Annotated in this window: 22 protein-coding genes and 3 tRNA genes; 11 read left to right on the top strand and 14 right to left on the bottom strand. The window is 37.2% G+C overall.

The window, feature by feature from the left end; translation table 11 throughout:
- Positions 1-80: 80 nt before the first annotated feature.
- Entirely contained in the window at positions 81-497 is a 417-nt protein-coding gene (locus F933_RS14915) for a GFA family protein (RefSeq protein WP_005062574.1), read from the top strand.
- An 81-nt stretch (positions 498-578) separates the two neighbouring features.
- On the opposite strand, the gene F933_RS14910 is transcribed toward F933_RS14915, so the two are convergent.
- Positions 579-1,814, bottom strand: a complete 1,236-nt coding sequence (locus F933_RS14910) for a pyridoxal phosphate-dependent aminotransferase (protein ID WP_005062573.1) — start codon at positions 1,812-1,814, stop codon at positions 579-581.
- A 213-nt stretch (positions 1,815-2,027) separates the two neighbouring features.
- On the opposite strand from F933_RS14910, the gene F933_RS14905 reads away from it, so the two are divergent.
- From F933_RS14905 to F933_RS14875, 7 genes are all read left to right on the top strand, one after another.
- Positions 2,028-2,207, top strand: coding sequence for a hypothetical protein (locus tag F933_RS14905; RefSeq protein ID WP_005054882.1), 180 nt, complete (start codon positions 2,028-2,030; stop codon positions 2,205-2,207).
- A 197-nt stretch (positions 2,208-2,404) separates the two neighbouring features.
- Positions 2,405-3,148, top strand: a complete 744-nt coding sequence (locus F933_RS14900) for a hypothetical protein (protein ID WP_005062572.1) — start codon at positions 2,405-2,407, stop codon at positions 3,146-3,148.
- Positions 3,148-3,828 (top strand): hypothetical protein, encoded by a 681-nt coding sequence (locus F933_RS14895; protein WP_005062571.1) that lies wholly within the window; start codon positions 3,148-3,150, stop codon positions 3,826-3,828. The genes F933_RS14900 and F933_RS14895 overlap by 1 nt, the downstream gene beginning before the upstream one ends.
- A gap of 136 nt (positions 3,829-3,964) precedes the next feature.
- On the top strand, positions 3,965-4,456 hold the full coding sequence (locus tag F933_RS14890; protein ID WP_005062570.1) for a chorismate--pyruvate lyase family protein: 492 nt from the start codon (positions 3,965-3,967) through the stop codon (positions 4,454-4,456).
- Positions 4,457-4,471: 15 nt separating this feature from the next.
- On the top strand, positions 4,472-5,353 hold the full coding sequence (gene ubiA / locus F933_RS14885; RefSeq protein ID WP_005062569.1) for a 4-hydroxybenzoate octaprenyltransferase: 882 nt from the start codon (positions 4,472-4,474) through the stop codon (positions 5,351-5,353).
- Between the two features lie 106 nt (positions 5,354-5,459).
- Positions 5,460-6,797 carry an alpha/beta hydrolase gene (locus F933_RS14880; RefSeq protein ID WP_005062568.1) on the top strand — a complete coding sequence of 446 codons (1,338 nt, stop codon included), beginning with the start codon at positions 5,460-5,462 and terminating at the stop codon, positions 6,795-6,797.
- A 100-nt stretch (positions 6,798-6,897) separates the two neighbouring features.
- A complete protein-coding gene (locus tag F933_RS14875) occupies positions 6,898-7,104 on the top strand; it encodes a hypothetical protein (RefSeq protein ID WP_005062567.1) in 207 nt (68 codons plus the stop codon).
- 19 nt (positions 7,105-7,123) lie between these two features.
- Here F933_RS14875 and F933_RS14870 read toward each other — a convergent pair whose 3' ends face one another.
- From F933_RS14870 to F933_RS14845, 6 genes are all read right to left on the bottom strand, one after another.
- Positions 7,124-7,561 (bottom strand): DUF2726 domain-containing protein, encoded by a 438-nt coding sequence (locus F933_RS14870; protein ID WP_005062566.1) that lies wholly within the window; start codon positions 7,559-7,561, stop codon positions 7,124-7,126.
- Between the two features lie 54 nt (positions 7,562-7,615).
- A tRNA-Asn gene (locus F933_RS14865) sits at positions 7,616-7,691 on the bottom strand.
- Between the two features lie 193 nt (positions 7,692-7,884).
- A tRNA-Asn gene (locus F933_RS14860) sits at positions 7,885-7,960 on the bottom strand.
- Positions 7,961-7,969: 9 nt separating this feature from the next.
- Positions 7,970-8,045, bottom strand: a tRNA-Asn gene (locus tag F933_RS14855).
- A 146-nt stretch (positions 8,046-8,191) separates the two neighbouring features.
- Positions 8,192-8,818: a superoxide dismutase gene (locus tag F933_RS14850; protein WP_004670542.1), complete on the bottom strand. Its 627-nt coding sequence runs from the start codon at positions 8,816-8,818 to the stop codon at positions 8,192-8,194.
- Positions 8,819-8,983: 165 nt separating this feature from the next.
- Positions 8,984-9,742 (bottom strand): Nif3-like dinuclear metal center hexameric protein, encoded by a 759-nt coding sequence (locus F933_RS14845; RefSeq protein ID WP_005062565.1) that lies wholly within the window; start codon positions 9,740-9,742, stop codon positions 8,984-8,986.
- A 191-nt stretch (positions 9,743-9,933) separates the two neighbouring features.
- Between F933_RS14845 and F933_RS14840 the strand changes: the two genes are divergently transcribed.
- Positions 9,934-11,118: a trypsin-like peptidase domain-containing protein gene (locus tag F933_RS14840; protein ID WP_005054865.1), complete on the top strand. Its 1,185-nt coding sequence runs from the start codon at positions 9,934-9,936 to the stop codon at positions 11,116-11,118.
- A gap of 220 nt (positions 11,119-11,338) precedes the next feature.
- On the opposite strand, the gene F933_RS14835 is transcribed toward F933_RS14840, so the two are convergent.
- From F933_RS14835 to map, 4 genes are all read right to left on the bottom strand, one after another.
- Positions 11,339-12,553 carry an alginate export family protein gene (locus F933_RS14835; protein ID WP_005062564.1) on the bottom strand — a complete coding sequence of 405 codons (1,215 nt, stop codon included), beginning with the start codon at positions 12,551-12,553 and terminating at the stop codon, positions 11,339-11,341.
- Between the two features lie 74 nt (positions 12,554-12,627).
- On the bottom strand, positions 12,628-13,974 hold the full coding sequence (locus tag F933_RS14830; RefSeq protein ID WP_005062562.1) for an MFS transporter: 1,347 nt from the start codon (positions 13,972-13,974) through the stop codon (positions 12,628-12,630).
- Between the two features lie 392 nt (positions 13,975-14,366).
- Positions 14,367-15,488 (bottom strand): OmpW/AlkL family protein, encoded by a 1,122-nt coding sequence (locus F933_RS14825; protein WP_005062561.1) that lies wholly within the window; start codon positions 15,486-15,488, stop codon positions 14,367-14,369.
- A gap of 195 nt (positions 15,489-15,683) precedes the next feature.
- The gene (gene map / locus F933_RS14820) at positions 15,684-16,508 is read right to left on the bottom strand and encodes a type I methionyl aminopeptidase (RefSeq protein WP_005062560.1); all 825 of its coding nucleotides are present in this window, start codon (positions 16,506-16,508) and stop codon (positions 15,684-15,686) included.
- Positions 16,509-16,731: 223 nt separating this feature from the next.
- Here map and rpsB point away from each other — a divergent pair, with 223 nt between their 5' ends.
- Entirely contained in the window at positions 16,732-17,484 is a 753-nt protein-coding gene (rpsB, locus tag F933_RS14815) for a 30S ribosomal protein S2 (protein WP_005054855.1), read from the top strand.
- A 139-nt stretch (positions 17,485-17,623) separates the two neighbouring features.
- On the top strand, positions 17,624-18,502 hold the full coding sequence (tsf, locus tag F933_RS14810; RefSeq protein ID WP_005062559.1) for a translation elongation factor Ts: 879 nt from the start codon (positions 17,624-17,626) through the stop codon (positions 18,500-18,502).
- A gap of 79 nt (positions 18,503-18,581) precedes the next feature.
- Here tsf and F933_RS14805 read toward each other — a convergent pair whose 3' ends face one another.
- The 3 genes from F933_RS14805 to F933_RS14795 form a co-directional block, all read right to left on the bottom strand.
- Positions 18,582-19,808, bottom strand: a complete 1,227-nt coding sequence (locus F933_RS14805; protein ID WP_005062557.1) for a multifunctional CCA addition/repair protein — start codon at positions 19,806-19,808, stop codon at positions 18,582-18,584.
- A 95-nt stretch (positions 19,809-19,903) separates the two neighbouring features.
- Complete coding sequence (locus F933_RS14800) at positions 19,904-22,174, bottom strand: NADP-dependent malic enzyme (RefSeq protein WP_005054849.1); 2,271 nt, start codon at positions 22,172-22,174, stop codon at positions 19,904-19,906.
- 188 nt (positions 22,175-22,362) lie between these two features.
- Positions 22,363-25,239, bottom strand: a complete 2,877-nt coding sequence (locus F933_RS14795) for a bifunctional diguanylate cyclase/phosphodiesterase (RefSeq protein ID WP_005062556.1) — start codon at positions 25,237-25,239, stop codon at positions 22,363-22,365.
- Between the last annotated feature and the right edge of the window lie 94 nt (positions 25,240-25,333).

Genomic DNA, 25,333 nt, shown 5'->3' with positions numbered 1-25,333 from the left:
TTTAGTTTGAAAATTATTTATTGGCTGAAAAACAACTGTTAAAATTGAAAAAAATAATTTGAGAATGAGGTCAAAATATAATGAAAGGACAATGTGTTTGTGGTGAAACGAGATTTGAAGTTGAATTGAAAAATCATAATGTTCATGCTTGCCACTGTTCAATCTGTCGAAGACAGACCAGCGGTATAATTATGACAATCGATGTTGAACAAGGTGCCTTGAATTTTATAAAACAAAATCGACTCGCTATTTATGAATCATCTGAATGGGGAGAGCGAGGATTTTGTAATGCATGTGGAACCAATTTATTTTGGCGTACAAAAGACCAAAGTTATTGTAATGTTAATGCGTTTGCTTTGAATGAAATGCCTGAAGATTTAAATCTAGATATGGAAATCTATATTGATAGTAAACCTGATTTTTATGCGTTTGAAAACTCAACCAAAAAATTAACAGAATCAGACGTCGTTGCTTTGTTTACAGCGAATAAAGAATAGCTAAATTTAAATGCAAAATATTTTTTAAGATTTTATAAAAAAGAAGCTTCATGACGAAGCTCCTTTTTATTGTAACTACAACTATTTAGCAGCTTTTTCTGCTTCGATTGATGCAATTGCAGCATCAATACCTTCAATTGAATCAGCAGCTTTTTTGATACGCGCTAAAGCATCGACTAATACATCATCAGCAGTTGCATATGAAATACGCATAAATCCACCTAAACCAAATGCATCACCAGGAACGACAGCAACACCAGTTTCTTCCAGTAACCATTCCGAGAATTCTGTGCAAGATTTCATGCCTTTGGCACGGATTAATGGACGGATGTTTGCATACGCATAGAATGCACCATCAGCAGGTAAACAAAAAATACCGTGGATTGCATTTAAGCCATTAACAACTAAATCATGACGACGTTTAAATGCTTCAATCATTGGTTGTAAAACGTCTTGCGGTCCATTTAATGCTGCTTCTGCTGCAACTTGCGAAATTGAAGTTGGGTTAGACGTAGATTGAGATTGAATATTCTTCATTGCACCAATCAGTTTTGCAGGACCTGCTGCATAACCAATACGCCAACCTGTCATTGCATACGCTTTTGAAACGCCATTAAGTACGATTGTACGGTCATACAAGTCTGGTGCAATTGTTGCGATATTGTAGAACTCATCTTCCCAGCGAATTGGTTCGTACATATCGTCAGAAGCAATCAATACTTGTGGGTGACGACGAAGTACATCAGCCAAAGCTTCTAATTCAGCCTTAGTGTAGATCATGCCTGTTGGGTTAGAAGGGCTATTTAATACAAGTAAACGTGTATTGATTGTAATCGCTGCTTCTAATTGTTCAGGTGTAATTTTGAAACGTTGCTCTTCACCACATTTCACAATAACAGGTGTACCTTCAGCAATAATCACCATATCTGGATAACTCACCCAGAATGGAGCAGGGATGATCACTTCATCACCCTTATTCAACAAAGCAAGCGCTAAGTTAAAGAAACTTTGTTTACCACCACAAGACACCAAAATTTGGTTTGCTTGATAATCTAAATTATTATCACGTTTAAGTTTCGCAATAATTGCTTTCTTTAAACTTGGAGTACCGTCTACAGCTGTATATTTTGTAAAGCCTTTATTAATTGCTTCAATTGCTGCATCTTTGATATGTTGAGGGGTATCAAAGTCTGGTTCGCCTGCACCTAAACCAATCACATTTTTACCAGCAGCTTTAAGCTCAGCGGCTTTGTTGGTTACTGCAAGTGTAGGGGACGGTTTGATAGCATTGACACGATCAGAGAGACGTACGTCCACGGCATTATTCCTTCTTATGGGATTAGAAAATAAAAAGCAGATTATCTTAGCTTAAATAGACTTCTTTGTGGTCAAAACTTGCCTTAATTGCATAAAAAGTTACCAAAATAGAAGTCCTATGAGTACAGTCATTTTTTACATATTTTATTTTTTTAAAACTGACAAAAATCTATTACAATAGCGACTAGAAATTTAGATTTCGAGAGAATTTCAATGACTACGCAACAACCAAAAGCCAAAAAAGCTTTGGTGAAATTACCATTTCCTATGCCGTCTGCTGAGGATGGTTCTGAGGATGCAACGCATAATCAGGTTCGTCCAAAGCCTGAGCAATATGCAGATCGTACTTGGATGCCGCCACGTGGTACTCGTCGTTCTATGGGTAAACGCTAATAAAAAAGCCAGTCAATTTATGATTGGCTTTTTTATTTCAATTAAAATAAAAATTACTTTACCTATGAATAAATAAATATATGCCCGCTGTAATGCTTTTGATACCATTTGCTTAAAACACACACAACTGATGCAGATAAAAACTTAAAAATCGACAACAATAATGAAAAAGGGAAGAGTTGATCAGGGAAAGTTCATTGTTTCAGTTCAAACGTGTGTTCATGGTATTTGCTTTAATTATTATTGCCAATCTATGCGGTGTCTATATCGCAATGTGGGTCTTCAAACACTTTAATATTTATATTCCGTTAAAGAATCAAGATGTCGCAATTGATTTACAAGAGCCTTTGCAGGTGAGAGTAAAAGTTAAAGATGCACTAAATATTGATGTAAATGGACGTGTGAATGCCAAAATTCCAATTAATGAACAATTGAGTGTTCCGCTCACTCAAACTCTTACACCTCGTGTCTATTTTGATAATTTAGTTCCAATTAGCACCACGATTCCTGTTAAAGAAACGATTAAAGTAAATCAAAATTTACCAATTGATACTAAGGTTCAAGTAAAAATTCTTGGTAAAGATGTGACCTTGCCTTTAAAAGGTTCAATTCCATTGCAATTAGACGTCCCGATTGATATCCAAGTCCCATTACAGCAAAAAGTACGTTTAAAATTTGACGCACCAGTAAAAACAGTTTTGAAAGAAAATTTAAATATTCCTTTGAAAGCAGAGTTGGATGCCAATATTCCAATACAAGGTAAGCTGAATGTTCCAATTACTTCGGAATTGAATGCTTCTGTAGATGTGAAAAACACTTTACCCGTGAAAATTGCGCAGGGCGAGTTAAAAATTCCTTTATCCACCATGTATTTGAATCGTGTTGAAGCAAAACCTGTCGAAGTTCAAGCTGCTGAACATGATGTAAAGGCGAGTGAGTAATGGATATTACTAAATCACTGAAAAGTTTATTGATTAGCTTCGTAATAGTCACGACCTTGGTTGCTATTTTGTTTTGGTTTTACTTAAACATTCAGGCTTCTTTGATTGTTTCTGCGCAACAGGCTGATATTCGACTACCTGAATCATTAGGTACTAAAATTCAAGTTGGTGATCATTTAAAAGTAAGGTCTGAAGGTCAATTGAATACGGTTTTGGATATAGATCGGACGCTACAATTACCATTAAAGGGTAGGTATTTAGCTGATCTCAGTTTTGAGGTGGAAACACCTATTATGGTTGATATTAACTATGAAACGATGCTGAAAGTGGATGAGGTTGTACCGATTCAAACAAGTACGGATTTGATTTACCAGAACAAACTATTACCTAAATTCCCTTTAAGTTTGAATATCCCTGTCAAGTTAAATATTCCATTTCAACTAAAACGAACTTATACCGTACCTGTGAAAATTGTTTTTGATGGGCCCGTGCATTTTGCTTTTGATGAGTCAGTTGATTTACCAGTGAAACATCAATTCAAGCCAAGCTTTTATATGAATGATACGATTAATATGAGTAAGATCTCGTCGTTTGATGCGATCATGTATAATTCGGTACAGCAAACTAAAGCAAACTTAGATATGCAAATGGAGTTGCCGTTAAAAAATGTAAGACCTTAAATACCAGATTAATTTTGAGTTATAAAACATATTATACTATTTAAAGAATTTAAAAGTATTCGCTTGAGTGAAAAGTGATGGGTTTTTTCGTAAATAATTCATGTAAACTAATCGCGATGTTTTTAGTGAGCCAAGCATGCGAAATTTACGACCAAACAGAATAAATGGGAGAGAAATTCCTAAAGAATTAAAAAAATGGTTATATGCATCTGGTTCATTAACACAACAACTCACTGATCTTGGCGGCGGCGCGTTTCATGTTGAGCGAACGAAAGAACATTATCAGCGTTTAACAATGAAAGATAGTCGATGGATGAATATGCCAATACATCATATTGCATGGGTCCGAGAAACAAATTTGTATGGCGGTGAAGAGCAGCCATGGGTAAAGGCCAAAAGTATATTTCCTATTCTTAGTCTACAAAAGAAAGCTCGATTATTTAAACATATCCGTAATAAGCCAATTGGTTGGTTTTTATTTCAACGTACTAATCCTGCATGTCAAAGACGAGTAATCTATCTTGAAGAGGGATGGACTAGACAAAGTTGTTATACTTGGCATGGATGTAAGTTCATAGTACAAGAAACTTTTTTACCAGCATTTGAACAGTTTATTAGACAGCATTGACTCTAAGGATTCATCATGGAAACAGTGCAACACACAACATGGCGACAACGTTTAGAAGCCTATTACTATTTATGCCGTTTTGATAAGCCAATTGGAACTGAATTGGTTTTTTGGCCAACAATGTGGGCTTTATGGATTGCATCTAAAGGTACGCTAGACCTTAAAATTTTACTTGTTATGATTCTAGGCGTCATTTTTATGCGTGCAGCAGGTTGCGCTATTAATGATTTTGCTGATCGTAAAGTGGATGCCCATGTTGAGCGAACCAAAACTCGTCCATTAGCAACAGGCAAAATTCGTGCGCGTGAAGCTGTTTTTGTTTTTTTTGCATTAGTTTTTGCAAGCGCTTGTCTATTATTTTTCTTGCCTATAGAAACTTTTTATTGGTCATTTGGCGCATTATTTTTAGCTTTCATCTATCCCTTTATGAAACGCTATACCAATTTACCTCAAGTGTTCTTAGGGGCTGCTTTTTCTTGGTCGATTCCAATGGCATATACCGCTGTTGGACAGACACCTGACTTAACTTGTTGGCTATTATACTTCGGTAATTTAGCATGGACTGTCGCTTATGATACGCAATATGCAATTACAGATCGTGAATATGATTTAAAAATTGGTGTGAAATCTACAGCCATTTTATTTGGTCGATATGACATACAAATTATTGCCTTGTTGCAAATCTTGAGCCTGCTCTTAATTGGTTCTGCACTCTATATTGAAAATATTCTTATACCATTTGGAATACTTTCATTGATTGTCGTTGCAGCTGATTTTATTTATCAAACATTCAAAACAAAAGATCGTGAACCGCAAATTTGTTTTTGGGCATTTCGTCACAATAGATGGGTTGGAATGATAATTTTTCTAGGAATCTTTTTGCAATTAACATCTTAAAATGACCGATTAGTTGAAAAGTGTTCTATGCAGAGCACTTTTTTTATGCCTTAATAAAGTCGCGCGTAGTTTCGTGCACACAAAAACAAGACTAAAAGGACATTTTATGAAACGGTCAAATATTGCTTTAGCAATAACTTTCTCAATTTCTGCTTTATTTCTATCAGCGTGTAACGACAGTAATGATGATTATTCAAGCAGCAATAAAGATAAAACATTTATCTCAGAAAGTAGTTATTCAAAAGATAGTTTGAATTTTGCTACTTCAATTAAAGTTATGACTTATAACATGACGAATGTGCAGGGTAAAACAGCAAAAGCTACCGCTATGGTTATGTTCCCTAAAGTTGCTGCACCAAGCGATGGTTATCGTGTAGTGGTATGGGAGCATGGAACAGTGGGAGTCGCAGATAGCTGTGCTCCTAGCAATAATGTGCTTAATCCACGTTTTAAAATTTTAGCTGAAACACTCCTAGCTGCTGGTTATGTCGTTGTTGCACCTGATTATGAAGGTTTAGGAACTGCGGGTATTCATCCATATCTTAATTTAGGAAGTGAGGCAAAATCTGCGATTTCTGCAATGCAAGCAGTTAAAGATCATTACAATACTAAATTAAATGGTGCTTGGATGTCGGTAGGGCAGTCGCAAGGTGGTCAAGCTTCTATTGGAACCGCTGAGTATGCAAATGCTGATATATCTTATAAAGGCGCTGTTGCAGGTGCTCCAGCATCAAGTTTAGGTAAGATTATTCTTGAAGTTGCTCCAGCTGCATTAGCTGAAATAGAAAAGGCTGAGGTATTGAATAATGTGCCATTAGCAAATCGTGTTTCTGTAGATTCTTATGCAACACTACTGGCATATGCTGCATTAACTGGTGTTGGTATTAAAGCTTATGAACCAAGATTCGACTATCGAGATATTTTCCAAGATCGCGCTAAATCATTGGCAGAGTTCGCTGAAGGTACGACAGGTGAAAATGGTTTATGTCTTGATAATGATAGTGATTCAAGTGCGAGCCTTATTGAGAAATTTAAAGCCGACATCATCAAATTTATGACGGATAATCCAGATAAAAAAGTGATGGATTATCCCGGCTTAGATACCAACAATTTCAAAACGAACACAACTGTTCAGAAGTTTTTGATAGATAATCAGCCAGGGACTAAACGTATTGATAAACCAGTCTTGATTGTGCAAGGTACAGCAGATACCAATGTTCCTTACCCTGTTACTCAGGCATTGGTTGCTAATTTGAAAGCATTGGGTTCGGCTGAAGTTGAATTAAAAGCTGTAGTTAATGCATCACATACACAAGCGATTGTTTGTAAAAACTTAGATATTTATAACTTTATTCAAGCAAAAATGCCTGCGAAGACAAATGTGGTGATTGATCCAGCAAAAATTGATGCAAGTAAAGACCCTCAGTGTACGGGTAAGTTTTAAACTCAAAACTTAATTTTTAATGTTAAAAGAGTCTCTTTATAGAGACTCTTTTTTGTTATATTGTTGCATCGCTTAGAACAAGTATTTAGGTTTGATAGATATGAGCCAGCAAGTGGTGGAAAAAAAACGAGTACCGTGGTTATTAATGGCTTTAGGATTATTGATTCCGATTTTTATTGTTGGAATGGCTTTTCTTGCTGCAAGAAGTGATGCTGAAACCAAGAAAAAATATGATCAGCAACGTGCTGAAATTGCAAAAAAGTTTGAACAACAAAAACAAGTTGAACCAACAACTCAGGCTGAATAATTCAGCTGAGGATGATGTATTATCGGATATCCATCTGTAATTGTTTTATAGATGGAATTTCACTATAGCGTTGTATTCGATATCCAGCTTCCTGTAGCATTTTATCTCTTTTTTCATCTTCTTTTTCTTTTCCAATATGACTCGGATCATCGAGTTCAATCACAGCTAAAACATTCATTGATTGGTCTAAAATAACAAAGTCGGTGACTTTCCGATTGAACTTACTTCGAATTTTATAATGACTACTGGTAATTAAAGCGCTAAAAGCGACTTGAGTTAATATGTGATGTTGTGGAAAGGCATGTTGAAGGCGTATAAACATTCGTGATTCAAAGGATGTAATCACTGGTCGAGCAAAGAATTGTTGTTTATGGAAAAAGAGTGGGCGTAAATAGCTTAATAAAAGTAATACTGTACTGATAGTGCCAATAATGAGAAATAGATTTGATTCAAACATGTTTTTATCAATACTTAATAAAAAACCCACTCAACGAGTGGGTTTTTAGAATTTTGGCTCTCCAACCTGGGCTCGAACCAGGGACCTGCGGATTAACAGTCCGTCGCTCTACCGACTGAGCTATTGGAGAATCTTGGTACGCATTCTATGCATGTCGTGGGTTGCGGTCAAGCAATTCATTCGAAAAAATTTAAATATTGATTTAATTGTATTTTTTATCATCATTTTATGGATTTTAGCGATAGGAAAATGAAAACTTATTTTATTTGACAGATTTTGGGAAATAAAAAAGCCTACATCAATGATATAGGCTTTTAGAATCTTGGCTCTCCCACCTGGGCTCGAACCAGGGACCTGCGGATTAACAGTCCGTCGCTCTACCGACTGAGCTATGGGAGATTAGTAGATTGGCTCTCCAACCTGGGCTCGAACCAGGGACCTGCGGATTAACAGTCCGTCGCTCTACCGACTGAGCTATTGGAGAATCTGATGCGCATTTTATGCATGAAAGAGGCATGCGTCAATAAGAATAGTAAATAAAATGAATCGTTTGCTTGATAAATATTCTTTTATTATTTTGTGCATAAAAAAACTGCCCATAGTGGGCAGTTTTTATTCAAGAAATAAAAATTATTTCTCAACACCTGCTGGTTGACCCGCAAGTTTTGCATTTGCGTAATCCCAGTTCACTAAACTTTCTAAGAAAGTCGCGATGTATTTTGGACGTAAGTTACGGAAATCGATGTAGTAAGCATGTTCCCAAACGTCAATTGTTAATACAGCAATTTGACCGTGAGCAAGTGGAGTATCAGCATTTGCAGTTTTAGTAATTGATAATTTACCATTTACTTCATCAGCTACTAACCAAGCCCAACCTGAACCGAATTGAGTTGTTGCAGCAGCAGTAAATTCTTCTGCAAATTTTTCGTAGCTACCAAAAGCTTCTTCGATTTTCGCTGCGATCGCACCAGTAGGTTTACCACCACCATTTGGTTTCATGCTGTTCCAATAGAACGTGTGGTTCCATACTTGTGCAGCATTGTTAAAGATACCTGCTTTAGATGCATCACCAGCAGAAGCTTTGATGATTTCTTCTAAAGTTTTACCTTCAAGGTCAGTACCTTTGATTAAGTTGTTTAAGTTAACAACGTAAGTATTATGATGTTTGTCGTGGTGGTATTCTAAAGTTTCGCGAGTAATGTGCGGAGCTAAATCATCATAGCCATATGGAAGTGCAGGTAAAGTAATGGTTGTCATGTTTCAATCCTTGCATTTGCTGGGTTTTACATTAAGTGGCTCTATTGTAAATGATTCTAAAGACAATAGGACAGTCTTTTAAAGAACTATACACAATAACGACTTAATTTAAATGTATAACCCAAATGGAAAAAAGATTTAACAAAATCGGTTTCTTCAATTTTATTAAATCGGGTTATTTAATTCAAAATATGTTGTATCTATCGAAAATTCGTTTGTGATTGCTTGTGCTAGACGTTGTACGCCGTAACGTTCAGTTGCATGATGACCACATGCAAAATAATGAACACCAAGCTCTTTCGCTTCATAGAAAGTACGTTCACTCACTTCCCCAGAAATATAGGCATCACATTTTTCTTGAGCAGCTTTATGAATAAAATCCTGAGCGCCGCCTGTACAAAAGCCAACCTTTTGAATTGTGGTTTTATAGCAAGGTAAATGGATGACTGAAAAATCGAAGATTGATTGGAGCTTTGCTTTAAAATCATCAGGATGTATTGAATTTTCTAAATACCCAATATTACCAATCGGATGTTTCTCTGTTGAGTCTAAAGCTTCTATATTTTGTAGACCCATTAAATCGGCAATTGCTGCGTTATTACCTAGCGTTGCATGTGAGTCTAAAGGTAGGTGATAGGCAATTAACGAAATATTATTTTTAATCAATTTTTTTATACGATTACCACGCATCCCTGTAATCGGGTAGGATTCACCTTTCCAGAAATAACCATGATGTACAAGTAATGCATCTGCATTCTGCGCGATTGCAGCATCAATGGCATCTTCGGATGCTGTTACGGCACAAACTATTTTATTGACCTCAAGTTTGCCTTCAATTTGCAAACCATTCGGTGCATAGTCTTTGAACTCATTTGCTTTTAATGTTTGATCACACCATTGCACAATATCATGCAAATTTGCCATGGACTTCCTCAAATAATTACATCTTTTATAACAGTCAATAAAAACATATTTTTAAATGTAACTAAAGCTAGACAAAACTTTTTTAACTTTTGCATTGATTTTAAGCAATTTACATTACAATAGTGGAAACTTTTAGTTCTTCAATAAATTAACTCGTTACATAACTAAATTTCTCCTAGAGGATAATTAACGTGCGCCGTGCATTTACATGGTTACCTTGGGTATTACTCATTCTTGTTACATTAAGTTTTCTGGTCTGGCAGAAATCACATCAACCAAAACCTACTGTTGCGGCTGATGGCGTAAAAATGCCTGCGGAAAAAGTTGAACCGCTGATTGATACAACACGAACGGGTGGGGTGGTTTCTTACAGCGCTGCGGTTAAAGTAGCTGCGCCTGCTGTCGTCAATATTTTCACAACCCAAAAAGTAAAACAGATGAATCATCCATTATTGAATGATCCTGTTTTTCGTGAATTTTTTGGCAATCAAATGCCACAGCAACCTCAAAATGAAAATAGCTTGGGTTCAGGTGTGATTGTTCGTGCTGATGGTTATATCTTAACGAACAATCACGTGATTGCTCAGGCTGAACATATTGTCGTGGCATTGCAAGATGGTCGTCGTGCTGAAGCGAAAGTAATTGGCACAGATCCTGATACTGACTTGGCTGTGATCAAAATTGAGTTAGATAAACTTCCTGTTTTACCATTTAAATTGAGTGGTAATGAAGTGGGTGATGTTGTACTCGCAATTGGTAATCCATTTGGTGTAGGACAAACTGTTACTCAAGGAATTATTTCTGCGACAGGTCGTTCAGATTTAGGTATTAATACCTATGAAGATTTTATTCAAACTGATGCAGCAATTAACCCAGGTAACTCAGGTGGTGCATTAATTGACGTTGCAGGTAATCTAATTGGTGTAAACACTGCTATTTTCTCGCAGTCAGGCGGTTCGTTAGGTATTGGCTTTGCGATTCCTGCTAAAGTTTGTCAACAAGTTTTAAATTCCATTTTGAAAGATGGTCGTGTCGTTCGTGGTTGGTTAGGTATCAGTCTGATTCCAAATACTTTGGATGAAGATGTCTTACAATCAAAACCAGTGGGCGTTATCGTTGCAGATGTATTACGTGATGGACCTGCTGATGCGGCTGGTGTAAAACGTGGTGATAAGATTATTCAAGTGAACAATGAGCAAATTTCATCTGCTTCACATTTGATTAATTATGTGGCGTTGCAAGCACCTGAAAGTTTAATCAATGTCGTGATTGAGCGTGATGGTAAGCAGCAAACGGTAAAAGTGAAAGTAGGTGAGCGTAAGGTGCAACAAAATGCTCAATCTCAGTACATTCCACTACCGAAACATCAACAATAATTTATCAGTTTAAACTCATAAGGGTTGCTTTGTAAGCAACCCTTTTTTTGAAAAATAAAAAAGCTTGCTGAAAAAGTTTTATCAGCAAGCCCTTTGCAATTTCTATCGTTTTTTATTTTTTATTAAATCATCTAAATTTGATGGTTTAATGACAGTTTTCTGAAAGTTAAATGACAAGCAAAAATTCATTATCTTTTCATCTTATTCAAAAAGTTGCTTTTTAGTATTTATAATCAAGCTGTAACCATAATTTTTTCGTATCTACACCAAAATCATTTGCTTGATAGTCTGAATATTTTGCTAAAGCAGACAAGCCTTTAATTGGTAGCGTATGGCTATAAGAAATTGAATATTCTTGACCATAATCTATATTCTTTTCCTCACTACGATATTGATGTAATTCCGTCCCAAGTTTGCCTTTGCTAAAAATGTTAAAATTAGAGGTGATGTATAAGTCTTTCAAACCATTGGCAGGCGTTGTTAGGAACATATCCGTCCAACCATTAAATTTGTGCTTTGTTGCTAATGGCGTTTGGAATGCAATCTTTCCATCGTCACTACTCAGAACTTCGTAACCAATAGAAATGTCCCCAATAGTTGTTGATTGACTCGATATATTATAACCCAGCTCAAGAGCATAATAGTCAGCATCATAATTGGTTGGTTGATCTGCATATTCTGTTTGATTTGCATATTCTGCTGAATATTTGAAGTCATTTTTCTTACCTGTCACTCTCAAACCATAGGTTTGATTTGACCACGCAGCAAGATCTTCAAAGTCCATCAAATAACCATAAACCACGGCATTTAAAAGAGGGTTGTAATTGATTTTGGCTTGAATCAGATGAATTTTACTTTCTTGTTTGCTCGCTTGAGCTTGAATAAACTTCGGCTCAGGTTCTTCGCTTCCAAAAATCGTATTGACTTGATCAATATATGAATAAAATAATCCAAATTCTTTGCAAGGTTTATAGTTCAAGCTTACAGCATCAAAGGTTTGGTCATTCTGTCGCCAAGCCACTGCGCCTACAAAACGTTGATTATCTAAATTAATTGTTTGACGACCTACAGTTAAATCAAGCTTAGGGTTGTAAACATATTTTAAATACGCTTGATTGAGCTGTAAGCTCTCAGCATCAGGAACACTACTGTATTGAGTTTGGCTATTTCGAGTGCTATTAAATTCATCATTAATCTCGGCTGTACCTTCACCTTGAACGAATGCACTTAGACCGTGCCATGAACCCGTTTGAAGTGCTGGTCGAATGCGTAATGTCCATGCATCCGCATTTTTGAGCGCATTATTTTGATCGACAAGCTCATAACGTAAACGAGTATCTAAACTAAGTTTTGTTTGAGAGAAAAAATCATCCGATGCTGAAGCTAGAGTCGATAAACATGCAAGCGTGATTAATGAATACGAAAATTTATTCATCGCAGTATCCTTTATAAAGTATTTGAATTTGGAGTAGGGGAGGATGAGAAAGCCTCATCCTCCAAAGTAAGCGTTTAGGTTGTTAAATTACGCTCAAGCAAAGCTTGCTCGTATAATTCTTTTTCTTTGTCTTTATGTTCAACTGAGAAGCGAATGAGAATGACACTAAATGCAGCCACAGTCACGAGGCAACCCAAAATCATCAAACAGGTTTGAACATCGAGTAATCCTTTGAGTAAGAAACCTGCGGCAACCGCACCTACGTTTCCGCCTGCACCTATGATTCCTGCTACGCCACCCAGTGCATTGCGATCAATAAATGGTACTAATGCGTAAGTTGCACCACATGACATGTGTGTAAATAGTGCAAATACAGTCATGGTGATAATCGCCAAACCAATCGTATTCATTTGAGAGAATAAAATTAAGAACAAGCCTTCAAGTAAAATGAGGATAAATAAAATTTTAGTACGACCATCTAAGCCTTTGGTAAGCGCGACTTTATCCGATACGATTCCACCAAGTGCACGAGCAAATAATGCAAGCAAACCAAAGATACCAGCAGTTAAACCTGCTTCTTTTAAACCCATGTTGAAATGGTCAACGTAGTACATTGCAGCAATGTTATGAATGAAGATTTCGATGCCAAAACATGCAGCATAAGATACGAATAGAATCCAAACGCGATAGTTACGTGCAGCTTGCATCAAAATAGCCATGCCACCTTTTTTACCACTACCAACTTCTACACCATTCGCACGTAATTCTTTGAAATCACCTTGTGGGCAGTCTTGAGTCAATTTCCAATAAAGCACACCAACAATGAGCATCATTACACCAGGGACAAGCAGTGCAATTCTCCAACCCATTGCTTGTTCAACACCAAACATTACGATCGCGCCCAAAATTAATGGCATGATTGCTTGTGTCGCGCCGCCACCTGCATTTCCCCAACCCGCAGATGCCGCGTTAGCTGTACCTACTACGTTTGGAGCAAACATAACGCTAGTATGGTATTGAGTGATTACAAAACTTGCACCAATCGCACCAATCAGAAGACGGAAGAATAAGAAAGATTCATAGGTGTTTGCTGCTGCAACACCGAATACAGGAATACTGCCTAAGATTAATAATGCGGTATAAGTTTTGCGAGGACCATATTTATCACATAGCGGACCGACGATAAGGCGAATGAGGATTGTGATTGCAACAGCAGCGATATTGATGTTCGCGATTTGATCTTTGGTTAAATTAAATTCCCCTTTAATAACGGGCATCAGTGGTGCGCAAGCAAACCATGCGAAGAAGCAAACAAAGAATGCAAGCCAAGTCATATGGAAGGCACGCATTGCAGGAGTTGAAAAGCTAAATAATTTTATTTCAGTGGCTTTTTTTGCATTTAAATTCATTTTTGAAGACATGGCCTTCTCCTGAACTGTACGTTATTAATTTTTGCTTAGTAAACGTTTACAAAAGCAAATCGAACAGAGCGGACATCGTTGGCCGTCATCAAAATTTTGTGAATCATCGTTGATCCAACATGTTTGATGTAAAGCAAGTGCCATGCCAAAACAAATTATCAACCAAATGAATAATTTAAACTATTCATTATAATTGGAATAATGATTTAATTTTATTAATCTGATTTATCTTCGTAAAACATTTAAGTTTAATAAAATAAATAAATGAAAATTTTGTCTAACAAGATTATTAAAACTGTCTGTTCTTGGTGCGTGATTTTTATTCAGATTGATTTAAAAAGTCGCGAAAAATAAAAAAAAGCAGCACGAGCTGCTTTTTTCTTGATCTTGGTTTAGAAGCGGTAGCCAACACCGACATAAGTAATTAGAGGATCAATATCAATTTTTGTATTTGCTCTGATCAATTCTTTGCCTGTATTGCGGTCGGTTACAGAAATTTTGGCCTCATTATTCATTTTTGAATAAGACACAGAGCCAACAGCAAACCAATTTGGATTAAAGTCATAGGTAGCACCTAAAGTCACAATCGGTGCAAAGGTATCTGTTGCTTTGAGTTTGACAATAGGATCTGCGGATGAGGTTTTACCATCTAAGGCTGCGCCAGCTTTTCCATCATGAATGTTTTGAATCATATGACCTGCTTTGATGAGATCGGATTCAATACCAGAATTCATTTTTAATGAGTTGAAGTATGCGTACATGACACCAGCTCCAACGTAGGGGCGGAATTTATTGACACCAGACTTACCAAATTGATAATGGAGTTCTACGGCTGGTAGCCAAGCGCGCGCAGATGCAGCTTTATCACCTTGTGTGAGGTCTGTAATATGAATGTCTTGTTTTAAAGGGATATCACCCAGAACTGCACCAATACCTCCTGGTTTATCTACACCAGTTAATGGTGCGTAAATATCACCTTTCCCTTTGATATCGACTTTTGGCGGAACACCTGCTTTTACTTCTAGAGAAAGATTATCTGTGAAATGATAATTCATCATTATACCAACAGTATCAACATCGTCGGCTTCTAAACCGGTACCTTGAGCTTGCCAGTTTGATAATCCATTGATTGTAGCTTCACCAGAAATATTACTTCTTAAATGGGTAACACCATCTATCTGTTCAGAAATAACACTTGAAACGATAGGGGTTTTAAGTAATGTCGATAAAGTATTATATTTAGTCTGACCTTCTTCTGTAGAGCGATCAATTGCATTTAATACTGATTCTGCGGTCACTGATCCAACCTTAGATTTAGACCCTTCTGCAACACTGGTATTGATATTGATTGGATTAGCACTTCCTTGTGGCATGGCATGCAACCAGCCAGCAGAGACAGAAAAACGCTTAAACCCATCTCCATCTTTCAAACTAAAATAAGGTGATTCAGCGAAAGTAGTTGTTGGTAAGGTTGCAGCAATACCTATAGCAACACAAAGGATGTGTTTTTTCATAAGGAGGACTCCATGTCCGATTTATAAGGAACTTTTTATTCCCCTCAAAATAACCCTTTTTACTAAATGGTTTGTTTAGTTAGAATTTATAATTGTTATGCTTATGAATACTTTTGTTTGATTTAGATAAATTGATGAAGAAATTGTGAATGCGTAAAAAAAGCCACCGAAGTAGCTTTTTTTAAATGAAATAAATTACATAAAGCGAGATAAATCTTCTTCAGGGCGTGCAGTTAACACTTCAATGCCCGTTTTAGTTACCAAAATCGTATGTTCATATTGAGCAGATAACTTGTGGTCTTTTGTGACAACAGTCCATTTATCACCTAAAAGTTTCGTTTGCCAAACACCAGCATTCACCATCGGTTCAATGGTAAAGGTCATGCCAGCTTCTAAACGCATGCCTGTACCTTTTTGCCCATAGTGTAAAACTTGTGGTTCATCATGGAATACATTACCAATACCGTGACCACAATATTCACGCACAACACTGAAACGTTCGGATTCAACATATTGTTGAATGGCATGGCCCACATCACCTAAATATGAGCCATCTTTAACCGTTGCCATACCACGATACATTGCTTCTTGAGCTACAGAACAAAGACGGCTAGCTAAAATAGAAGTGTCACCCCCTACCACATACATCATATTTGTATCACCGTGATATCCATCTTTAATAACAGTCACGTCAATATTTAAAATATCACCATTTTTTAAAATTTTATTGTCAGAAGGAATGCCATGACAAACAACATGGTTGACTGAAGTACAAATCGAATGTTGAAAAGCAGGGCGGCCTGGTGCAGCACCATAACCCACACATGCTGGAATAGCGTGTTGCACATTTTCAATATGATTGCGACAGATTGTATCGAGTTCTAAAGTACTCACTCCCGCTTTAATATGCGGTTTAATCATGTCTAAAACTTCAGCCGCCAATTTACCTGCAACACGCATCTTTTCAATTTCTTCAGGTGTTTTGATTAATCGACGAGGAGCTGTATAAGTTGTATTCATGATCTCTAAAAACTTTTGGTAATTTGCAAGTGTCTATGGTATAAATAGCCGCCTATTTTATCAAATGCTTTTCGTGATAATTTTCTGTTTAGAAATTGTCCGTGAAACATTGTGAAATAGTTTTACAAAATCCGCACATATATCGTCACATTACTCTGGGTGCCTAGCAATAGGTGGAGAATGCGGATATATGGAGGCCTAACCCAAACTTAAGGTAAAGAAAATGGCAGATTACAACGTAAGCATGCGCGACCTTCTTCAAGCAGGCGCACACTTTGGTCACCAAACTCGCTTCTGGAACCCAAAAATGCGTCAATACATTTTTGGCGCGCGTAACAAAATTCACATCATCAACCTTGAGCACACTGTTCCTGCGTTAAATGATGCATTGAACTTTGTAAACAATCTTGCAAGCAAAAAGAACAAAGTATTGTTTGTTGGTACTAAACGTGCTGCTTCAAACATCATCCGTGAACAAGCTCAACGCGCTGGTCAACCATATGTAGATCACCGTTGGTTAGGTGGTATGTTGACGAACTGGAAAACACTTCGCCAATCTATCAACCGTTTAAAAGACCTTCAAACTCAAGCTCAAGATGGTACTTTTGCTAAGCTTACTAAACGTGAAGCTTTAGAACGTACTCGTGAGATGGAAAAACTTGAACGTGCTTTAGGCGGCGTTAAAAACATGGGTGGTTTACCTGACGCATTATTTGTAATTGACGTTGATCACGAAGCAATTGCAATTAAAGAAGCTAAAAACTTGGGTATTCCTGTAATTGGTATCGTTGATACAAACTCTAACCCAGATAACGTTGATTATGTTATTCCTGGTAATGACGATGCGATCCGTGCAGTTACTTTGTATGCTTCAGCAATGGCTGATGCGATTCTTGCTGGTAAAGAATACGCTCAATCACAAGCAAATGCACAAGCTAAAGGCGAAGAAGCTGCGAAAGAAGCTCCTGAGGCTTAAGGCGTTTTGACGCAAGCTTGTCATTTTTGTGATTTAAAATGATGACAAATTGAGCGTCGAGAAAGCAGAGCGGCCCAGAGAAAACTTTGGGCCGTTTTTGTTGAAAAGATTCATATTCTACCGATTTTAGGAGATCAACATGACTGCAGTTACTGCGAGCATGGTAAAAGAATTACGTGACCGTACTGGTCTTGCAATGATGGAATGCAAAAAAGCATTAACAGAAGCAGGCGGTGACATCGAACTTGCGATTGATAACCTTCGTAAATCAGGTCAAGCAAAAGCTGCTAAAAAAGCAGGTAACATTGCTGCTGATGGTGCGATCACAATTATTCAAAACGGTAACAAAGCGATTCTTGTTGAAGTTAACTGTCAAACTGACTTCGTCGCTAAAGACGAAAACTTCAAAAACTTTTCTGATAAAGTTGCTGCTGCTGCACTTGCTGCAAACGAAACTGATGCTGCGAAAATTGCTGAATTGAAACTTGAAGACGGTGCTACTGTAGAAGAAGCTCGTGTTGCACTTGTTCAAAAAATCGGTGAAAACATTCAAGTTCGCCGTGCTCAAATCGTTGAAGGCGAAAACTTAGCTGTTTACAAACACGGTTTAAAAATCGGTGTTGTAGTTTCTTACACAGGTGATGCTGATACTGGTAAAGGTATTGCAATGCACGTTGCTGCGTTCAACCCAGTTGCTGTAAGTGCTGAAGCTGTTCCAGCTGACTTGATCGCTAAAGAGAAAGAAATTGCTGAAGCAAAAGCTTTAGAATCTGGTAAGCCTGCGAACATCGTAGAGAAAATGGTTTCAGGTTCAGTTGATAAATACTTGAACGAAGTTGCTCTTGATCGTCAAATGTATGTTATCGACAACGATAAGAAAGTTGCTGATGTATTGAAAGCAACTGGTACAGTTGTAGCTCAATTCGTTCGCTTCGAAGTAGGTGAAGGTATTGAGAAGAAAGCTGAAATGAGCTTTGCTGATGAAGTTGCCGCTGCTCAAGCTGCTGCTGCTCAATAATTTTTACTGATTCAGTAAAGATTAAAAAAACCCAGTCGATTTGACTGGGTTTTTTATTGATTGAGGCATTTAAATTTTCTTACTCAGCATGCCGCTCTTTAAATTTAGCCAATGCTTCAATGCGGTATTGAATCAGCATTTCACCGATTTCCGCACCTTGAATATGATCAGGCAAATCTTGTGCTCTAATATTTCTCACGATTTCCATCGCATCCAAAACATACTGTGCTTGAGGGTAGGGGCGATCTTCTAGACCTAAACGACCTTTAGCATCACATTCACAGGCTTGGACAAAAGCAAGCACCTTTTCAGGTCTACGTAATACATCTAAACGTTGCAATAAACGCCATAATGTTCCTGGTTTAAGATTTTTAACTTGATGACATTTCAAATGTTCTTTACAAACAATTAGCGCTAAATTTTTAAGATATGTTGGTATTTTTAAACGATCTGATATCTCGGTTACAGGTTGTATACCACGTTCTTCATGTAGGATATGCCGTGGTAATTCATCAACAGGTGTAAGGGCTTTGCCTAAGTCATGTACCAATACAGCAAAACGGACTTCAAGTGGGTAGTTTGCTACACAAGCCTGTTTAAGTGCCATTAGGGTATGGATACCACAGTCGATTTCAGGATGGTACTCAGGACGTTGAGGCACGCCAAATAAAGCATCGATTTCAGGGAAAAGAATTTTTAAAGCATCACAGTCCTTCAATGTTTGAAAATAGAGATCTGCATGATCTTCCATCAATGCTCTTGATGTTTCTTTCCAAACACGCTCAGGCGTTAAAGCATTTAATTCACCTGATTGAGCAATATCTTTCATTAGTTGCAATGTTTCATCAGCAATACGAAATCCATAACTAGCATAGCGTGCAGCAAATCGAGCAACACGGAGTACGCGAAGAGGATCTTCAGTAAAAGCATCTGAAACATGACGTAAAATTTTATGATCTAGGTCTTTTTGACCACCATACGGGTCATAAACTTTACCAGAGTCATCCATTGCCATAGCATTAATAGTGAGATCTCGGCGAATCAAATCTTCTTCTAATTTTACGGTTGTATCTGTAAAAAACTGAAAACCATGGTAACCCATCCCAGATTTACGCTCTGTGCGCGCAAGTGCATATTCTTCTTTTGTTTTCGGATGCAAAAAAACGGGGAAATCTTTTCCAACGGGTTGGTAACCTTCAGATAATAATTGCTCGGGTGTTGCTCCAACCACCACATAATCTTTTTCGTGATAGGGGTGACCGAGCAAATGATCTCGAACAGCACCGCCTACTAAATAAACTTGCATGAAAAAACCTCTATTCTTCACACAATCATGCTACAGAATAGAGGTTTTCTCAAGTCTTAAGCGAAGCTTTTATAGGCAAGCTTCACTAAAGGTTATTAGTTTTGGCTTTGTTGAATTTCAGCAACAGTAAGTGCTGTCATATTCACTAAACGACGTGTAGTCGCTGTTGGTGTTAAAATATGAACAGGTTTTGCTGCACCTAAAAGGATCGGCCCAATGGTTACATTATTGCCTGAAGTTGCTTTCAATAAATTGAAAGAAATATTTGCAGAATCAAGGTTTGGCATAATTAATAGATTAGCAGAACCTTTGAAACGTGAATTTGGATAGGCAAAATGACGGATAGTATCATCTAAAGCTGCATCACCATGCATCTCACCCTCAACTTCAAGTTCAGGTGCTTGTTCAGTCAGTAAGCGGTAAACTTCACGCATTTTTTGAGCGCTAGGATCAAATTGATCACTACCAAAACTTGAATGAGAAAGTAGAGCAACACGTGGAGTGATACCAAAACGACGAACTTCTTCAGCTGCTAAAATTGTCATTTCAGCAAGTTGTTCAGCAGTAGGATTAGTATTTACATACGTATCTGCAATAAACAAGTTGCGATCTTCAAGCATCAATGCATTTAAGGTAAAGAATGTGCTGCGACCTTCTTTCAAACCAATCACGTTTTTTACGAAATCTAAATGGATGTCGTAGCTTGAATAAGTACCACATAACATACCATCTGCTTTACCGAATTTTACCAATAAAGCTGCAATCAATGTCGAACGACGACGTGCTTCGCGTTGAGCATATTCAACGGTTACGCCTTTGCGTTGCATCGTGTTGTGGTAGTCTTTCCAAAAATCATCATATAAAGGATTGGTTTCTTGATCAACGATCTCAATATTGACGCCGTGTTGTAAACGTAAACCCAGTTTCTTGATGTTGTCTTCAATAACGGCAGTACGACCAATAAGAATAGGTTTAGCTAAACCTTCGTCAACAACAATTTGTACTGCACGTAATACGCGTTGATCTTCGCCTTCAGCATAAGCAATGCGCTTAGGATCTGTTTTTGCCTGAGAGAAAATTGGCTTCATCAAGAATGCAGAGTTATAAACAAACTCAGAAAGTCTTTGACGATATGCAGAGAAATCTTCAATTGGGCGAGTTGCAACACCAGAATCCATTGCAGCTTTCGCCACAGCAGGTGCAATTTCTAAAATCAGACGTTGATCAAGTGGGCGAGGGATAAGGTAATCACGACCAAATGATGCAGATTTTTCACCATAAGTTGCTGCGTCTGCTTCAACATGTGCCATGCGTGCAATTGCGTGTACGCATGCAATTTTCATTTCTTCGTTAATGGTTGTTGCACCGACATCGAGTGCGCCGCGGAAGATATAAGGGAAGCAAAGCGCGTTGTTTACTTGGTTTGGATAGTCTGAACGACCTGTTGCCATAATGACATCTGGACGAACTTCATGAGCATGTTCAGGTAAAATTTCAGGATCTGGGTTCGCAAGCGCAAAAATAATTGGATTTTCAGCCATTACTTTAACCATTTCTTTGGTTAATATTCCTGCGGCAGAAAGACCCAAGAACATATCAGCGCCCGTCATTACTTCATGTAATTGCGATGCTTGAATGTCTTGAACATAACGTTTTTTAGACTCATCAAGTCCTTCACGAGATGTAGTCAGCAAACCGCGTGAGTCTGCAACAACGATATTCTGTTTATTTACACCGAGGGCGCAAAGTAAATCTAAGCATGAAAGTGCTGCAGCACCTGCACCAGAAGCAACGATTTTAATTTCATCGATTTTCTTATTAACGAGTTGTAATGCATTGAGTAATGCAGATCCAACAATAATACTGGTACCATGTTGGTCATCATGGAATACAGGAATTTTCATGCGTTCACGAAGTTTCTTTTCAATGTAGAAACATTCTGGCGCTTTGATATCTTCTAGGTTAATACCACCAAATGTTGGTTCTAATGAAGCAACAATATCCACAATTTTGTCTGGATCATTTTCAGCAATTTCGATATCGAATACATCAACACCAGCGAACTTTTTAAATAGAACGCCTTTACCTTCCATAACTGGTTTAGAAGCAAGAGGACCAATATTTCCTAAACCAAGCACTGCTGTACCATTACTTACGACGGCGACTAGATTTCCACGTGCTGTGTATTTCGCAGCAGCAGAAGGGTCACGTTCGATTTCCAAACATGGAGCGGCAACACCAGGGGAATATGCAAGCGCTAAATCTCGTTGGTTAACGAGCTGCTTGCTAGGTGTCACACTGATTTTTCCTGGTGTTGGAAATTCATGGTAATACAAAGCGGCTTGTTTTAAAGATTGATCGTCCATCTGAGTCTCGATTGTTCCGATAACCACCAAGTCTATATACCTGATGATTATATTAAAATAAGTGCACAAGAATATAGCACTAGTTCATGCATTCGCACAGTCAAAAAAGCTTATTTTCACTGAACGTTAAAGCTTATTGACAATTTTATTTGTGCCCAAATTAACAGCAAAAAAGCTTGAAAATGCTATTAAATGGAATATCTTGCGGTTGACAGTCGCATGTGTTGTTGAAGATATTCGGTTGCATGTACAGCTGTTAATGGTTTTGCAAATAAGTAACCCTGTAATATGTCACAGTTTTGTCGTTTCAAATATTCCCGTTGCTGTTCTGTTTCTACACCTTCCGCAACAACTTTTAAGCCAATCGTTTTACCCATAGCAATCATGGCATTAACGATCGCATCTTGTTTAGGATTACCGATTTTTGAAATAAAAGCTCGATCAATTTTAAGGATGTCAATTGGATATTCGGTTAAGTAAGCGAGGGATGAATAACCTGTTCCAAAGTCATCAAGTGCTATCGAGATATTGCGTTCTTTAACAGCATTTAGAACCGTTTTCACACTTTCTGTATTTTCCAAAAATGCAGATTCTGTAATTTCTAATTCTAAATTTTCACCCGAAATTGAATACTGTTCTAAAACGGCATCAATATCGTGAAGTAACTGACCACGTAATATCTGTTGAGCAACAATGTTTACACCAATATGGATATGATGAAATCCTAACTTTTTCCATGCTTGTATTTGCTTGGCTGCTTCATAGAGTACGAATCGACCGATATCGGAAATGAGACTTGTACTTTCTGCTAAAGGGATAAATATATCTGGCATGATCAAACCCTTCGTTGGATGTTTCCAACGAATCAGAGCTTCAAAACCGTTGATTTGACAATCTTTAGCAAAAATTTTAGGTTGATAATAAACAACCAACTCATTATTTTGAATGGCTTTTCTTAGATCTAACTCTAAATCAGTATGTTTCGCAACGAAATTAGTTCGTTCACTAGAATAGTAACGAATGGTATTACCACCCAATCGTTTTGCTTCAGTTAGCGCTTGTTCAGCATGAGTATTTAAATTATCAACTTGTCGACCATGTTCAGGATAAATGGCAACACCAATTGAAATACTCACCACATATTCTTGATCTGCAATATAGAACGGTTTACTAAAGGCTTCGACAATATTGCTGCACAGTTGATTGATTGGTGGATGTAGTGGTGACATTTCATAAATGATTGCAAAATCATCGGCGCTTAAATGTGCAACCAATAGCGCATCAATATTACTAATTCTCAGTCTTTGCGCGACTTGTTTTAATAATTCATTTCCTGCTTGATTGCTCAACAATTCGTTGAGTGCTCTGAATCTATCAATATTTAAACGAATAACAGCAAGATGCTGAATAGAGGCTTCATTAACTAAATATTGGTGGAGTTGTTGATGATAATAAAAACGATTCGGTAGATCAGTCAGGGTGTCATAATTGGTTAGATAAGATAAACGCTGTTCTTGATGTTTACGTTCTGTCTGATCGGAAACAATCCCGATATAGTTAATCACTCTATCTGATTCATCTTTTACGGCATTGATATGCATCCATAAAAAACATGATTTTTCAGAAAGATAGGTTTCCTGGAATTCGCCTTCATACTCGTGTTCTTCGTGTAAAGTATCAAGAATAGAGAGATGGAAGTTATGATGGTGTTGTTTATTTTGTTTAGTAATTTCAAATAATTGCTTTTTTAAAATAAATTGCTTACTCAATCCTGACAATTGTTCATATTTAGGATTCACTTCAATAAAATTGAAATTTTCATCTAGAATGAAGATACCTTCAGAAGCTTGCTCAAATACACTTGCAGCGAGTTTTAATCTTTCTTGATGTTTCTTTTCTTGGTTGATATCGCGATGAATACCGACCATTCGTAAGGGTGTTCCGTCTTTTTTATTTCGAAGAATGACTTGTCCTACATCATGAATCCACGTCCATTCACCAGTAGGGCGTTTAATACGGAAAGTTTCTTCATAACGGTCAGTTTGTCCACAGAGATGAGCGTACAAAGTGTTTTTTACACGTTCGACATCATCAGGATGTACGATTTTATGTAGAAGCGAGTAGTGATTACTAGAATCTCGAGTAACTTCTTTACAATGAGAGTTTGTGATACCAACGGTATTATTTTCTAAGTTCCATTCCCAAGGTCGAATCCCTGCTGTCTCATGTGCAAAGGCTAAGTTTTGACGATGTTCTTGCAAACTCTCATTCATCTCAGTCAAGTCATAGGTACGTTCTCTGACTTTCTGTTCTAATAAATGATTATTAAATTGAAGCTGGGCTTCAATATCTTTTGATTTATTCACCTCTCTTTGCAACTGCTGGCAAAGTTCTTCGGTCCATTGGTTATGTTGCTCTGCAATGTCAATTAATTGTTTATTTTTCTCTAACACTTGCGAAAGACGTTGATGAATTTTGAAGGTGGCTTGAGCGCAAAGTAATGTTGCTAAAAAAGACGAATAATAGGCAAGATAAAATAAACTATGTTCTTGATCACGATGGATAAATTGTGAAATGACTAAAGGTGTAATGCTTGGAATAAAAAAAAGGAAAAAATAACGAATATGCTGAGTTAAAAATGTCAGTGCAATAATGTGAGATGAGGTCAGTAATAGCGCAGTTAACGTCAGTATGTGTGAAGCCGATAACGTAGGAACATCTTTTATGAGAAATGAATTAATAACGATGGTACTAATTCCCAATAATAATCCAGTTAAAAAGCATATGATTTGAAAGGTAATATTGGTTTTCTGAGTAAAGCGTACTGATGAATAATGTTTTAATGAGAAATGACAAATCGTATAGAAACACAACAGAGAGATGAGCGTGATTGCCATCCAAACTGAAAAGACATTACTATCAAACGAATAAAAAAAACCAAATAAAACATAGTCTAATAGTGAAATACAAAATACGCTTAAAACAAATAGGCGCACATGATTAGGATAGTTAATTTGATCCGTATAAACAAAATTTGACAAATTTTTTTCCTGAACCCCTAACATATAAAGAATAATCCTTTTCATTTTTATCTCTGTTTACAGTGTTTGTTTTTGTGTAAACATGATTGTATTTTATTTTAAATTACCGCTAAACCCA

Origin of the sequence: Acinetobacter beijerinckii CIP 110307 (genome assembly GCF_000369005.1) — a bacterium.
Classification (GTDB): domain Bacteria; phylum Pseudomonadota; class Gammaproteobacteria; order Pseudomonadales; family Moraxellaceae; genus Acinetobacter; species Acinetobacter beijerinckii.
This window is presented reverse-complemented; position numbering and strand designations above follow the sequence as displayed.